13 protein-coding genes are annotated in these 14,781 nt (G+C 56.3%); 8 read left to right on the top strand and 5 right to left on the bottom strand.

The genetic code is table 11. The annotated features are described in order from the left end of the window. Nucleotides 1-266: 266 nt before the first annotated feature. The 5 genes from CLV97_RS09665 to CLV97_RS09635 all read right to left on the bottom strand — a co-directional run bounded on the left by CLV97_RS09665 (nt 267) and on the right by CLV97_RS09635 (nt 6,107). A complete protein-coding gene (locus CLV97_RS09665) occupies nt 267-578 on the bottom strand; it encodes a hypothetical protein (RefSeq protein WP_146130458.1) in 312 nt (103 codons plus the stop codon). Between the two features lie 953 nt (nt 579-1,531). After that, nucleotides 1,532-2,206, bottom strand: a complete 675-nt coding sequence (locus CLV97_RS09660; RefSeq protein WP_146130457.1) for a hypothetical protein — start codon at nt 2,204-2,206, stop codon at nt 1,532-1,534. Nucleotides 2,207-2,214: 8 nt separating this feature from the next. Then, the gene (locus CLV97_RS09655) at nt 2,215-2,841 is read right to left on the bottom strand and encodes a hypothetical protein (RefSeq protein WP_106345317.1); all 627 of its coding nucleotides are present in this window, start codon (nt 2,839-2,841) and stop codon (nt 2,215-2,217) included. An 873-nt stretch (nt 2,842-3,714) separates the two neighbouring features. Continuing rightward, nucleotides 3,715-3,915: a DUF4926 domain-containing protein gene (locus CLV97_RS09640; protein ID WP_106345314.1), complete on the bottom strand. Its 201-nt coding sequence runs from the start codon at nt 3,913-3,915 to the stop codon at nt 3,715-3,717. Between the two features lie 11 nt (nt 3,916-3,926). Then, nucleotides 3,927-6,107, bottom strand: coding sequence for a PrsW family intramembrane metalloprotease (locus CLV97_RS09635; RefSeq protein WP_106345313.1), 2,181 nt, complete (start codon nt 6,105-6,107; stop codon nt 3,927-3,929). 317 nt (nt 6,108-6,424) lie between these two features. On the opposite strand from CLV97_RS09635, the gene CLV97_RS09630 reads away from it, so the two are divergent. The 8 genes from CLV97_RS09630 to CLV97_RS09595 all read left to right on the top strand — a co-directional run bounded on the left by CLV97_RS09630 (nt 6,425) and on the right by CLV97_RS09595 (nt 14,678). Continuing rightward, nucleotides 6,425-7,612, top strand: a complete 1,188-nt coding sequence (locus tag CLV97_RS09630) for a pyridoxal phosphate-dependent aminotransferase (RefSeq protein ID WP_106345312.1) — start codon at nt 6,425-6,427, stop codon at nt 7,610-7,612. Between the two features lie 188 nt (nt 7,613-7,800). Next, nucleotides 7,801-9,897, top strand: a complete 2,097-nt coding sequence (locus tag CLV97_RS09625; RefSeq protein WP_106345311.1) for a BglG family transcription antiterminator — start codon at nt 7,801-7,803, stop codon at nt 9,895-9,897. A gap of 41 nt (nt 9,898-9,938) precedes the next feature. Beyond that, nucleotides 9,939-10,382 carry a PTS sugar transporter subunit IIA gene (locus tag CLV97_RS09620; protein ID WP_106345310.1) on the top strand — a complete coding sequence of 148 codons (444 nt, stop codon included), beginning with the start codon at nt 9,939-9,941 and terminating at the stop codon, nt 10,380-10,382. Continuing rightward, the gene (locus tag CLV97_RS09615; RefSeq protein ID WP_106345309.1) at nt 10,379-10,648 is read left to right on the top strand and encodes a PTS sugar transporter subunit IIB; all 270 of its coding nucleotides are present in this window, start codon (nt 10,379-10,381) and stop codon (nt 10,646-10,648) included. The genes CLV97_RS09620 and CLV97_RS09615 overlap by 4 nt, the downstream gene beginning before the upstream one ends. Nucleotides 10,649-10,675: 27 nt before the next feature. Continuing rightward, nucleotides 10,676-11,971, top strand: a complete 1,296-nt coding sequence (locus CLV97_RS09610) for a PTS ascorbate transporter subunit IIC (protein ID WP_106345308.1) — start codon at nt 10,676-10,678, stop codon at nt 11,969-11,971. Nucleotides 11,972-12,030: 59 nt separating this feature from the next. After that, a complete protein-coding gene (locus CLV97_RS09605; protein ID WP_106345307.1) occupies nt 12,031-13,023 on the top strand; it encodes a phosphotriesterase family protein in 993 nt (330 codons plus the stop codon). A 49-nt stretch (nt 13,024-13,072) separates the two neighbouring features. Continuing rightward, the gene (locus tag CLV97_RS09600; protein ID WP_170070439.1) at nt 13,073-13,819 is read left to right on the top strand and encodes a creatininase family protein; all 747 of its coding nucleotides are present in this window, start codon (nt 13,073-13,075) and stop codon (nt 13,817-13,819) included. A 112-nt stretch (nt 13,820-13,931) separates the two neighbouring features. After that, nucleotides 13,932-14,678, top strand: coding sequence for an SIS domain-containing protein (locus CLV97_RS09595; protein ID WP_106345305.1), 747 nt, complete (start codon nt 13,932-13,934; stop codon nt 14,676-14,678). The last annotated feature ends 103 nt before the right edge of the window (nt 14,679-14,781 follow it).

Below are 14,781 nucleotides of genomic sequence, written 5' to 3'. Positions count from 1 at the left end.
AGCCATCCAAGCATACATCCGTTGGCGCAACAAAAACAAACATCACGAAGCCATCTTAAAAGAACAAAACAAGATCAAGGTTGCCTGAAGGGGCACTAGTTTATGTATCGCGTAAAGTCAACGCCTGTCTGATAGCGAGGTGAAAAAGAAGGTCGATAGGGAATAGAGAACGGGTTTTTTTATAACTAAGCAACAGTGGCTTTGCTGTTTGCAAAATGGTTGATTTATCTGGTCCGTTCGGAACGGGGAATCTTGTTGGATCCCCCTCAGAGGGAAGAGCTTCTTTCCCGATAAGTTACATCAAAATCCCACAATTGAAACCATTCTTCCAACTCGGCTACCCGTTTTTCTCCATGCCACTTGGTGCTTAATTTGTTGAAGCTTTCGATCAGTTTATTGAAGTAGAGGCGCGATCCGAGCTCTCTCGCCAACATTGCTGCTTCGGTCAAGATGGAGGTGCTTTGTTCTCCATTTTCGCCAGGTATGAAATCCTCCGTTTCCGATCCTTGCGACCTGAAAGGAAGGGATGGCTCATCCCACGCCGTGAATCGGGACGGTCTGCCCTCAAGCTCAAGCACCCTCTTTCTCCAGACCATTCCGGAGAACCTAAAAAGCGGCTTTCTGCCAATCGGCGAAGGGACCGTACCAATAAATACTGGCGATGACGACCCCACCTCCCGGTTCCGGAAACCTACAGTTATCACTGGTCGCGGAAGCGGACCATCGAACAAGCAGTGACAGACACCCTTTCTGCATGGCCTCCCTCTTTCAAAGAACGTTCCACCTTGGAAGAGGCATTGCGCGCGGTTCTCAAAAAGGCGGAGCCGGCAGGTGGAGTATGTGAGGAAAGGATCCAACTTACCGCAATCTTTGCCTGGAATGGATGGGATGCAAGTAATGGACCTGCGGGAGGAAGATGTTGAAGGAGCAAGACATCCTTCAATAGTTGTTTTAATTGATTGTGAATCATGTGGAGGTGGCGGATGAAACAAAAAGTTCATCCGCCGAATCGATGTTGCCCCTACGATAAAGGAATTCTTTTTGGAACAAACGTCACTGAGCGCACTCTCTGATTCTTGACTGTTATACTGTCTTCTTAAATCAATTAACCGGGTTACCGGTTTCTACAGCTGCCCTGAAGATGATGGTGAGGAGTTCGAGGATATAATCGTAATCGGAGGTGGCTTTTCTTTTTTTAACATGCAGAAAGCGGGGAGCCGGTTGATATTTTTCACGAAATGGTCGCAAATGAGTTGTTTACCAGTCGTCAAGTCACGGAACATCACCTGCTGATCCTTTGGGTTTTGTTCAAATCATTTTGAACGTAACAACTCTTCATATTGAGAAGTAGAAAGGGATGTTCCTGAAAATCTGTGGATAATAAAGCTGTGTTCGTCAATTCGAAAAGTGATTTTTCTCTTGGAGTCCCATCGGAAGGAACCTCCGTAGACCCTGATGTAACTGTAAGGGGCCTCGTTTGTTTCGGTGTCGACTATAAATGTGATGCCATCGATGAGTTTTGATACTTAGACTAGATGCTTTCAAGGTATTCCAACAGATAGGGAGCGGCATCCACTTCGCTAAGTTCAACTGGAAGGTGACTCTCCAGGCGTTTTAAGAAGTTTTTCAGGAGAGGTGCGTTGATTCGCGCGGTTTCCTCGCTTTTCTTTGTTTTTCTCAGTAAAGGTGCGTGGATGTCCACATACAGGTGAATAGACATCCAAATGGGCGAATCATCTTTTCCTTTTGACGAAGGCCTGATATTTCTGTCTTTATCCAATTCGATCACCAAATAAATAGCCCCGCCGATTTCAAACTCGATTTCCTTACCATTCAGGTTCTCATCCACCTCATAACAGTGAAGTGTCAGAATAAAATCCACGTCGGTGACATCATCGGTCCGGCTCAGGTACTGAATAAGTTTCGATGAATATTCCGGATCGTCTCTCCTTATCACAAAAGCTTCTTCACCTTGACTGAGAGTGCTTACTTCTACCTCGCGGGGGGTGGCAAAAGGTTCCAATATGTGCAAGAGGGACTGAACAACATCACTAATCCACTGCCTGCGTGCTTTTGGATTGTTAAGGGTGTCGGGATCATCAATCACAAGACTATAAATCCACGTCGAATCCCAATCAGTCCAAACGGCAGTATTCATTTTCATCCCTTGCCCTTGGTTGAGGTGTCTGGAACTCAAACGTGCCACTCGGTTTTCTACATTTTCTCAAGATACTCCAGCATATACCACGGTCCATCTTGATCTGTTAATTCGAATGGTAGCTCCTTCTCCAATCGCTTCAAAAAGCCTTTGAGAATGGGGGCGTTCATTCGAGCGGTTTCCAGACTCTGTTCTGTTTCATTCAGTAGAGGGGCATAAATATTGACATCAATGCTGAGCATCAATGTGACGGGATCATAGTTTTCCCAAGGATTGTAAATTTGTCCAGTTTCATCCAAGTTAATATATAGCCACAGGAATCCCGCATTTCCGAGAGACAGTTTTTTTACTTGAAGTTGCTCGTCTATCTCGTAACAGTGGAGATCCAAGGAAATGGTCACATCAGTGACGTCATCTGTAGAACGTAAGAACTGAAGTAATTTTTCCAGGTATTTTGGATCGTCATGTTGGACAAGAAAGGCCTCATCTCCTTGGCTGAAGGTTCCCACTTCCGCATTACCGGGAGTGGCGAAGGGTTTTAAGATGCTGAAAAGGGATTGGGTGACATCGATAATCCATTGTTTGCGGATTTTGAGGTCGTTGAGGGAACGAGGGTCATATTTAAATCGGTAGTCCCAAGACGCCAATCCACCTTTGCGATACCAAACTCTTGATTGGCTCACATAATCATCCTTTGATCACGATGCTGAGTACCGGCTTTATGGGATCATAACTATTTTGTGTTGTTGAGGTCTTTAATTTCCCTCTTTTGTCCAGATTGTGTAACCGGAGGAATCCTGAATTCCAGAGTGTTGTTTGAAGATGCTCATCCACTTCATAGCATTGGAGGTTTAAGTTAATCGTCACATCGGTAATGTCATCCGTAGCATAAGTAGCTGAAATACTTATTTTGATGGAAATTAGGCTCTTCACAATGAACGTATGCTTCATACCTTTGCTTAAAGTTCCCAGTTCCACTTTATAAGGAGTGGCGAAGCGTTCCAATAACTCGAAAAGGGATTGGGTGACATTGGTGATCCATTGTTTTCGGATCTGGGGGTCATTTAGAAAGCATCGATTGTCGTTGAAGCGATAGCCCCAAGATACCAACCCCATTTTGATGCCAGTAGTTCAAGTGGTTCACCTCTTCCTTATAAAATTGGTTATAATTTTATTTTCGTTTGTACGAACAACTTCCAATATTAGAAGCTATTTAAAAATTCGGTTCACACACCAAATAATGAATGCAATCAGGCCTCTTCTTACCCGCCCCAGTTGGAAATACGTTCAGAGGCAGCCTCCATATCAGGATGTTCGCAGCAGCTTTCCATCCAAAGGTAAAACTGTTCGATCCAATAAGATTCGTCTTCTTTCTCCGGTACATCGAGAAAATAGTGTTCTCCGTCGTATCGGATCCATTCTTTTGGAAAGGATACGCACCCAGCCCCATTGTTCATCACCTTTCCATCCGGGTAATTTCTTTCGATTTGAATTAAGGCGTCGACCTGACAATATTACAATGTTCCACAGGTAAAATACTTCGTCGGTATTGATCTTTATAAATGAAACGCTTCGAACTGGTGCGGCAATAGAACAGTTTGAACCTTTGTTTTTCCGTCTTTATCTACAAACTCAACCTCATAGGCTTCATTTGGTCTATCAAAGGCGTCGACAATAACTCCAATCTCTCCTTTTTTCAATCCATGTTCGGGCAAGTCTACGAGGAGGCGAATAATCTCGTGCTCATGATATCTCATAATAGTTCCTCCTATTTGACATAAATTGTGGTCAAACTTGGAGTATTTGATCCAGTTTTTATAATCCAACCGGTTCGAACAATGGCGGAGCGGCCGTTTGGGCCAACTACAGGAATATCTACCGTATACCTTTGACCGTACTGATCAAGTTTTCCTTTGATTGCGGTACATTCAGGAAGTTTCTGCTTTATTTGTCTTATTAAATCGCCGGCATTCGATTGATTGTACCCAAGAACACTTTCAAAAACCTTCGCTTTATGTTTACCAACAGGATGATTGTGATTTAATGCATACTGAGTCAGTTTTCTGCTATCGATAAACGCTTGTTCGAAGTTTGGCAAGTAGTTGTCCGTCACTTTATTTTGTTTTTCAAAGGGATCTTTGTCATCATAATTCGAATTACTGTTCGACGAACGATCAGCCGAATTCCCCGACCCGCTGGAAGTTCCCTTCGACATTTCACCCGATGAATTCCGAATGGAATCGTCGGTTGAAAAGGTGTCCATTCTCCGCCCAGCGGTGGCCTCGATGTTGTCCCGTCCCCACAGCTTTTTCGCGATGCGCTGGGCGGTGTCCTTCAGGCCGTCGGCGAGCCGGTTCAGCACCTTGACGGCGGGGATGCGCTCGATCACCTGCTCCGCGAGGAGCGCTGTCACTGCCACGGCGGCCTCCTGAGGAGGCCGTTTGCGAAGCTCCCGCCACCAGGAGCGGATGAAGCCGATCGGATTCCGCAGGAAGGAAGTGACGGGCCGGGGGTTGGACAGCACCTCCTGCAGGGTGAGGGCGGCGCTCAGTCCGGAGAAACCCGCGGCGATCCATCCGCCGCCGGTGGCCACGGTGAGAAGTGCCGCGGTCAATAGGACGGTGAGCAGGACCGCCGCCTTTTCGTACCAGGAAAGTCCCTCCCACCACTTGGCCAAATCGTCGATCAGGCCGGCGAAGTAAGCGGTGTCGGAGGAGAAGGCGTGGGCGTTCAAGAGGGCACCGATCGCCACAAGCAGCAGGCAGCCGAGGGCGGCGAGAACGGCCCGGCGGCGGGACAGGGTGTCCAGCGGTTCCTTCGATGATGTGGCTTCGTCCCCGCGAAGGAGCGAAAAGGCCATCTGCCGCCGCTCCCGCAGAAACAACAGAGCATGTCCCCACTCTTGCCGCCCTTTGAGGAAAGCGCGGCACAGGGTGAGGAATTCGGTGACGGGTTCGATTAGCTCCTCCTTCGGCAGCCGGGGCAGGCAGTCACTTACTCGGTTAATCTCCCGGAAGTCCCAGAGGACAGCCGCGATCAGGGCGACTACGAATCCCCATTTGAAAAAGTGGCCGTAGCCGGTCAGGAGATAAAGGAGTTCCACCTCCGGAGACAGGCCGTTGAGGGAGGCGTTGTAGACCCCGTGATCGAAGACGGCCCAGAGAAAGAGGATGCCCGGGAGAAGGTACGCCTTCCGTCCCCAACGCTGCCGGAGGCGAAGGGCCATCCCTAGACCTAAGGCGACGAAGGCGGTCCACACGTGGTGGCCGGCGGCAATGACATCGCCGTCCCGGAAATAGCCCGGGAACAGGGTGTCGATTTCCCAGACCAATTCGGAGGTGTTGAAGGCTTCGTAGAGAAAGCCGAACAGTCCACTGGTCCGATGTTGGATCGCCCAGGTGCGAACCACTTCCTCGAGAAAATCAAAACCGGTCCCGGTGGCGGCGCCGACCAGCAGGTAGTCGGTCAGGCTGAAGGAGCGGACGCGACGGGAGAGAAGAAGCAAAAGCAGAAGGGGAAGGAGCTTCACCGTTTCCTCGACGAGGGGGCCGAAGAAGGCCGAACTCCATTCGTCGTGGATGGTGAGCTCGGCTTCCCCTTCGCCCAGGCCGTGGACGCTCCAGACGATCAGAGCCGACAGGGGGGCGGTCACCCAGGCGCCGATGACGAAGAACCGGGCGGTGTGGGACCAGCCCAAGGTTTTGCTGCGGGAGAGGAACCAAAACTGCCAGAGGGCGTAGTAGCTCCAGAGGAGCTGGATGAGCACGACGCGTGACGCCGGGACGAAGATACAACAGAAGATGGCGAGAAACATGGCGGCCCACGTCAGCGTGATATACGTTTTTTTCAAGGTGCGGATGAGCCGGGGGTGATTCCCGACAAAGCGACGCCAGGCTTCCGACAGTTGATCGATCCGTTCCTGGAGATGGGTGCGCAGGCGGTCCAGCATCGTCGGGTGCAGAGCTCCTTTCAGAATCTGGATATAATCTTTTATGATACAATCATTCCAATAGAAAGAAAAGGTCGTCTATTATAATATCACAAAAATTTAATGGTCCTTGACAAAGCATTTTTCCGTCATCTATGAAGGAAAAAATTTTGAGAGATATAAAGCTCACAACTGTTCATTTGAAGTGATGCTTCATTATGTGTCTAGGCTTTTCCCCCGGCTCTATGCACCCCTCAATCTGAAAAAGTCTTTTGACAGATTTCCCTTTCACGTTTAACATCAACATCAAAAGAGTTTGCGGATGGGATGTGAAGGGGATGCGGTTTCAACCGGCGGAGATGCTCGGGCGGCTTCCCGAGCAGTTTTTTGCCCGGCTGGTGGGAAAGGTGGCCGCCAAGATCCGGGCGGGATATGATGTGATCAATCTGGGGCAGGGCAATCCCGATCTGCCGACGCCGCCGCATATCGTGGAGGCCCTCAAGATGGCGGCGGACAAGCCCAAGCTCCACCGCTATTCGCCCTTCCGCGGATACGGCTTTTTGCGGGAGGCGGTGGCGGAATTTTACCGGCGGGAATACGGCGTGACGCTGGATCCGGAGCGGGAAGTGGCGGTGCTGTTCGGGGCCAAGGCGGGGCTGGTGGAGATTTCCCAGTGTTTCCTCAATCCGGGCGATCTGGCGCTGGTGCCGGATCCGGGCTACCCGGACTACTGGTCGGGGATCGCCATCGCCGGAGGGAAGATGGGCAGGATGCCCCTTGCGGCGGACAACGGCTTCCTGCCGGATTACTCGGTGCTGTCGGCCCGACAGCTGGAGCGGGCCAAGCTGATGTTCCTCAACTACCCGAACAACCCGACCGGCGCCGTGGCCTCCCGGGAGTTCTTCCGGGAGACGGTGGAGCTGGCGGCGAAGCACCGCATCCTGGTGGTGCACGATTTCGCCTACGGGTCGATCGGATTTGACGGCCACCGGCCCGTCAGTTTTCTGGAGGTGCCCGGGGCCAAAGAGGTGGGCGTCGAGTTTTACACTCTGAGCAAGACCTATAACATGGCGGGCTGGCGCGTGGGATTCGCCGTGGGCAACGAGAGCGCGATCGAGGCGATCAACCTGATCCAGGACCACTATTATGTCAGCCTGTTCGGGGCGGTCCAGGCCGCCGCGGCGGAGGCGCTTTTGGGTCCTCAGGATTGCGTGGGAGAACTGGTCGCCGTCTATGAGCGCCGGCGGAACACGCTCATCGAAAAGCTCCGGGAGGCGGGCTGGGAGGTGCAGCCGCCGGCGGGCTCCTTTTTCTGCTGGCTGCCCGTACCGAAGGGATACACCTCGGAAGCCTTTGCCGATCTCCTGCTGGAGCGGGCCCATGTGGCGGTGGCGCCGGGGAGGGGATTCGGAGAGCACGGCGAAGGGTATGTGCGGGTCGGCCTGCTCACGGATGAATCCCGCCTGGCGGAGGCGGCGGAGCGGATCGCCCGGCTCGGGTTGTTTACGCCCTCGTTGAAGGGGTAAAAGGAAACCGTTCGGCGTAAGGAGGTCCGAACTCCTTGTGAGACAGGGGGTTCGGGTCTCCTTTTTGTTTGAGTCCCGGGTGTTGCACGCAGGGATGGAAGACTTTTGGTCTATTCGCGCTTTTCCCGCTTGCGATACACTGAAAGTAAATAAGCGGAAGGAGAGGAAATGAAGGGAGGCGTCATCCGATGGCCTTGGATCAGCGCAGTTGTTCCGTGTTGCATTACCTTGCCCGCTCGGAGGGGACCGTCGCGATCCCGCTTCTGACGGAAACCTTCCGGGTGTCGCGGAGGACCATCTATTACGATCTCGACAAGATCGATGATTGGCTGAAGAAACAGGGGTTTTCGCCGATGAAAAGGATTCGGGGCTCCGGGGTCGTGCTGGAGGAAGCCGAGCGGGAGAGCGTCCGGGAAGCGATCCAAAACCTTCACGAACGGGATTACGAATACGGGACGGCAGAAAGGCAGTCCTGGATCGTCCTGCACCTGATGACCGCCGGACGACCGGTCTTCATCGAGGATTTCACCCGCCTCTTCCGCGTCAGCCGCAATACCGTGATCGAGGACATCAAAGGGCTGAAACATCGCCTCCGCTCCTTCCGCGTCTCGCTCATATCGGACCGGAAAAGGGGTTACTGCATCGAGGGGGAGGAGAAGGGATGCCGGAGGGGGATGCTGGAGCATTTGTCCGGTCTTTTCCCCGAGGATGCCTGGCCCCTGCTGGAGACCAACAAGCAAAACCTGTTTCGCCAGGGGCGCGCCTTCGGTTTTCCCTCCTTTCCTCCGCATCTCTTTGACGACGTCGCGGAGCTGATCCAGGATGAAGAAAAACGGTACGGAGTGGAGTACACCGACGCGGTCCATCTCCAGCTGACCCTCCGCCTCCTGTTCATCCTCCGCCGCATCCAATTGGGGCGGATGGTTCGCCTCGACCCCGTTGAAAAGGGAGTGTTGAGGGACGCACCGGAAAGGAGCATGGCCCAGACCTTGATGGAGAAGATCTCCAAACTCTTTTCCGTTTCCGTTCCCGGCGACGAGATCGACTACCTGACCTCCCATCTGCTGGGAGCGCGGATCAACAAGCTGGGAGCGGAGATCGACAGCGGAGATCTCCAAAGGTTGTCCGGTGTGATCCGAAGGATGATCGACGATTTTGAGAAGCGGGCGCTGGTCCGTTTTCCCGAACGAAAAGAGATGGAACACAACATGCTGATCCATCTGAAATCGGCGTATTACCGGCTAATATATGATATTCCCGTGAATAATCCCGTCGCCGGGCAGGTGATGGAACGCTACCCGGAGATTTATCAGATCACGGAGCAGGTGATCCACCATCTCGAGGCGATCGTGCACAAGCCCGTGCCGAAAAGCGAAATCGCCTTCATGGCCATGCACTTCGGCGGTTGGCTGCGCCGCGGGGGCCTCACGGTCCGCCGCAACCCCCGGGTCCTGATCGTTTGCGCCGGCGGCGTCGGCACCTCCCGGATGTTGCAGCAACAATTGGAAGAGCGGTTTCCGTCCATGGAGATCCTTCGCACCACTACGATCCGGAACTACCGGCGCCATCTGGATCAAGCCGATGTCATCCTCACGACGGCACCCCTCGAGCCGGCTCCCCCGGTGCCGGTGATGACCGTCAGTCCCATCTTGACCGGGGCGCAACTTGCGGAACTGCAGAGGAAACTGGGGTTGGAGGAGACGTATCCCCGCGCTCCGTCCCTGGATTCCCTGCTGAGGGTGGTTGAACAATACGCGGAGATCCGGGACCGGGCCGGCCTGGAGCTGGCCTTGGGCCAGTTGTTCCACCCCCCGGAAAGGGCGCTTCCTCCCAAACCCGGATTGGAGGATCTGCTGTCCCGGGAAACGGTTCGGGTGTGCGATGCCGTGGCGGGATGGGAGGAGGCGGTGCGGCGGGCGGCCGATCCCCTGATCCGCCGGCGGATGATCGAAGAGCGCTATGTGGAGGCGATGCTTCGCACGGTCCGGGAGTTGGGCCCTTACATGGTGATCGCCCCGCAGGTGGCGGTCCCCCATGCCCGGGCCGAAGACGGGGTCCGGGAGCTGGGCCTGAGCGTGTTGAAGCTCAAGCGGGCGATTCCCTTTCCGGACGAAGAGCACCCCGTGCGGCTGATTATCGTGCTGGCGGCGACAGGGGACGAAGGGCATCTGCGGGCCTTGTCCCAGTTGACCCGGCGGCTGAGCCGGAAGGAGACCCTCCGTGCCGTCCTCGAGGCCCGAAGCGAAGGGGAATTGTTGAACCTGTTGGGATCAGAGGCCTGTTGAAAGAGGCATTCTCACACCAATCTGAGCAGAAGGAGAGAACGATGAGATTTTTGGAGAGAGACCTGGTCGACTTGCACGTCAACGCGGAAGATCCCGAAGAGGCGATCCGGGAAGCCGGACGGTTGCTGGCGGAGGCGGAAGCCGTTTCGCCGGAGTATGTGGAGGCCATGGTTCGGAACTACCGGGAGCATGGGCCGTATTTTGTGCTGGCGCCGCACCTGGCAATTCCCCACGCGCGGCCGGAGGACGGCGTCAAGGAGCCCGCCCTCTCGATGGTTCGCCTGATCCACCCCGTGGAATTCGGCCACAGCGCCCACGATCCCGTCCGGCTGGTCTTCGGGCTGGGCGCCTCCTCGTCGGAGGAACATCTTCGGCTGTTGCAGCGCCTGACTCACCTGCTCGGCGATCCGGGCAACGTGGAGCGGCTGCTTCGGGCGAGCGATTATCACAACATTGAGTCCATTCTGGGAGGGGATGAGGGATGAAAGTGCTTTGCGTGTGCGGCTTGGGACAAGGGACCAGCCTGATCCTGCGCATGAATGTGGAGACGGTGCTGAAGGAGATGGGCGTCGACGCCGATGTGGAGCACATGGATGTCTCCGGCGCGTCGAGCATGCCCGCCGACTACATCGTCACCAACGGCGAACTGGCCAAGACCCTGGATGACCGGGGAGTTCCCATTATCCGGGTGGAGAACTATTTCGATCTGGACGAGATCCGAACCGCCCTGAAGGAGCATCTGGGCAAGTAATCAGGATCCGCGAGGAGGGGTGGAAGCATGGAAGTGATTCAGTGGTTGGCCACCAACTTTTTCGGCACCCCGGCGATTTTGTTGGGATTGATCGTGTTGATCGGTCTGCTGGTGCAGAAAAAAACGGCCAGTCAGGTCATCAGCGGAACCTTCAAGGCGATCATCGGCTTTCTGATCATCGGCGCCGGATCGGGGGTGATCGTCGATTCCCTGACGGTCTTCGAACCCATGTGGAAAGAGGTGTTTAACCTGCAGGACTCTTCCCTCGGAGAGTTCATCGGTCAGGACCGCTTCATCGGGAAATTCGGCAGCGCGGTCACCCTGGCGATGACCATCGGCTTTCTCATCAACGTCCTGCTGGCCCGTTTCACTCGGCTGAAGTACATCTACCTGACGGGGCACATGATGTTTTGGACAACCCTCATCTTCGCCGGCATCGTCGTCCAAACCTCCGGAAATGTTTCCTTCGGAAAGCTGGTGTTTTTCCTGACGGTCGTCATGGGCTTGTACTGGACCGTTCAGCCGGCCCTGACCCAGCCCTTCATGCGGAAGATCACGGGGAACGACAGCATCGCCCTCGGTCACACCTCCGCCTCCGTCGCTCTGCTGGGGGCGCTGGCGGGAAAGGTGTTCGGCAACAAGGAGAATGATTCCGAGAAAATCCGGCTGCCGAAGGGGCTGGAGTTCCTGCGGGATTCCAACGTCATCACCGCCTTGACCATGGGGGTTCTGTTCTTCGTCGGGGCGATGGTGATCGTCTTCAAAAACACCCCCGGGGCGAACCAGCTGATCCAGAAGGCGGGGGACCAGGACTTCGTCGTCTACTCGATCGTCCAGTCCTTCCAGTTCGCCGGCGGCATCGCCATTGTGCTGATGGGGGTCCGGATGTTCATCGGCGAAATCGTGCCGGCCTTCAAGGGCATCGCGACGAAGATCGTCCCCGGCGCCAAACCGGCCCTGGATTGCCCGGTCGTCTTTCCCTTCGCCCCCAATGCGGTGATCCTGGGCTTCCTCGGTTCCTTCGTCGGGGCGCTGCTCTGGCTGGTGATCATCGGCAACGCCGTCGGGTACATCTTTGTGCCGACGATGATCGTCCTGTTTTTCCACTCGGCGACCGCCGGGGTTTTCGGGAACGCCACGGGCGGCGTGCGCGGGGCCCTGATCGGAGGTTTCATCACCTCGACGGTGGTGGCCTGGGGGCAGTTTTTCATGGTCCGGTTCCTGATCGGTGGCACCATCCCCGACACGGCGATGTGGGCCGCCGACTCGGACATGTTCATCCTCGGGCCCGTCATCCACTTCCTGGCCAAGCTCTTCTTCTGATCCCCTGAAGCGGGGAGGCGGATGCGGGGAGGAAATTCGAGGAGCGGGGGGAGGCAATCGTGAGTTTTGTGCGCACCCTGACGGGAGACATCGATCCGCAGGAGATGGGATTCACCTATTCCCACGAACATCTCGTCTGCATCCCGCCCTACTGGCGGGAGCGGGGGGAGGACGATCTGCTTCTGGACGACAAGGAAAAGACGAAGCGGGACGTGCTGGACTTCAAGCGTCACGGCGGCCGGACGATCGTGGATGCGACGGCGGTCGACTACGGCCGCCGCGTGGAGGAAGTGAAGGCGATCGCCGAGGAGACGGGAATCTTCGTGATCGGCACCGCCGGCTTCAACAAGAGCTTTTTATGGTCGGCGCAGCTGCCGGAGCGCCTGAGAGGGCTGATCGGGGACTATGAAACCTATTATCGGTGGATCGACGAGGCTTCCATCCATCAACTGGCCGAATTCGTGATCCGGGAAGTGGAGGAGGGCTTGGAGGGAACGCCCTGCAAGGGCGGCCAGGTGAAGTTCGGAACGGGGTACAACCGCATCACGCCGCTGGAGATCAAGACGATCCGGGCGGTGGCCCGCGCCCATCACGAGACGAAGGCGCCGATCCATTCCCACACGGAGTCGGGCACGATGGCCCTGGAGCAGATGGAGATTTTGAGGGAGGAGGGGGTGGATCTCTCCTGCGTCAGCTTCGGACACATGGACCGCAACCCGGATCCCTATTACCACGAACAGGTGGCCAAGACCGGGGCGTTTCTCTGCTTTGACGGGATCGGCAAGATCAAATACGGGCCGGAGAGCATGCGGATCGATTGCATCTTGTCGCTGGTGGAGAAGGGATACGAGGACCAGATCCTGATCAGCGGCGACACCGCCCGGAAAAGTTACTACAAGCATTATGACCACGGGTTGGGGTTGGCGTACATCATCGCCAAGTGGGTGCCTCGGCTGGTGGATGAGGCGGACCGGAGGGGGTTGGACGGGGAGCGGCTGGTCCGCAAGTTTTTCTTCGATAATCCCGCCCGGTGTTTCGCCTTTAAAACTTGATCCGGGGAGGCGGAAGGCTTTCCCGATGTACCGGAAAGGGGGAAGCGCGGTGCGGTACGATCATTTGAGTTCCTTTGATTTTCGGGAGGCGGTCCGAAAGGCCCGTTACACTGCCCTGCTTCCGGTGGGGGCGGTGGAGGCCCACGGTCCCCATCTTCCCCTGGGGACGGACAATCTGCTGGCGGAGCGCCTGGCCCGGCGGGTGGCCGAACGGACCGGCGCGCTTCAGCTGCCCGTTCTTCCCTACGGCCAGGTCTGGAGCCTTCGCCGCTTTCCGGGTAGCCTCCACGTCTCCAATGAGACCCTGATCCGGCTGATCGTCGACATCGGCCGAAGCCTCCACTTTCAGGGGGTTCGCATCCTGGGGGTGATCAACGGACACCTGGGCAACGCTCCGGCCCTGAAGGAGGCGGCCCGAATCCTCTACGACGAAATCCGGGAGCTGAAGGTGTACCATTTCTTTTATCCCGGGACCCGGGAGGCGATCCGGGAAGTGCGGGAGACGCCGGCGGTCCACGCCGCCTATTTTCACGCCTGCGAACTGGAAACCTCCTACATGCTCTATCTCGCCGAAGAATTCGTGGACATGGAGCGGGCGATCCGGGACGTGCCGGCGTTTCCGGAGGAGGCGGATCTGACTCCGACGCCCTGGGAGGAGATCACGGAGACGGCCGTCCTCGGCGATGCGACCCTCGCCACGAAGGAGAAGGGGAAAAGGGTGATCGATGCGGCGGTGGACAAAATGGCGGAAATCCTGCGGAGGGAGCAGGAGCGGTTGGCTGAGGCGCCTGGATGATGAAAAGGGTGGAGGAGCCGCCGGGAGAAAGTGCCGTGCCGGTGGAGCGCTGCTTCCCCTTTCGTCTCAGGCCCGCTTCTCCATCAAAGTTCCGACCATCGGGGGTGGAAACATGCTGGAGGATTATTTTCAAAGGGTCCATGAGCTGCTCACCTTGATCGAAAAGGAGGAAGGCGACCGGCTGCGGGAGGCCGCCCGCCGGGTCGCGGAAGGGTTGCGGCGGGGCGGGATCGTCCAGCTGTTCGGCTGCGGCCATTCGCACCTGTTGACGGAGGAGGTGTTTTACCGGGCCGGGGGGCTGGTGCCGGTCAAGCCGATTCTGATCGAACCCCTGATGCTGCACGAAGGGGCCGTCCGCTCCTCCCGGCTGGAGCGGCAAAACGGCTATGCCGCGACCTTTTTGGCGGATCAGGATTTTCGGGAGGAGGACGTGGTGTTCGTCCTCTCCACCTCCGGCCGCAACCCGGTGCCCGTCGACGTGGCCTTGTACGCCAAAACGCAGGGAGCCTGCGTGATCGCGATCACCTCCCTGAAGTACGCGCAAAGCCAGCCGCCGCGCCATCATGGCGGCAAGCGACTGCACGAGGTGGTCGATCTGGTCATCGACAATCACGCGCCGGTCGGGGATGCCCTGCTGACGCACCCCAAGGTGGACGTTCCCTTCGCCCCCTCGTCCACGGTGACCGGGGCGACCCTCTTAAACGGCATCCTGGCCGAGGCCGTCGCCCTGCTGGCCGAGAGCGGCGTGGAGCCGCCGGTTTTTCTGAGCGGCAACCTCGAGGGCGCCGACGGGCACAACAAGCGCCTGATCGCCCGGTACCGGAAGCGGATCCCGCTTTTGGACGGCGAGGACGAATAGGAAGCGGAACTTGAAGGGGACCTGCGCCGAGTACCCGTGCGGTCCCCTTCGGCTTTTGAAGACGCCGGAATCCGTTCGGGCTCGTCCGCGTTCCTATAGGGGA

Source organism: Planifilum fimeticola (assembly GCF_003001905.1).
In the GTDB taxonomy this organism is placed as follows: domain Bacteria; phylum Bacillota; class Bacilli; order Thermoactinomycetales; family DSM-44946; genus Planifilum; species Planifilum fimeticola.
The sequence above is the reverse complement of the archived record's forward strand: the minus strand, read 5'-3'. Positions and strand labels throughout refer to the sequence as shown.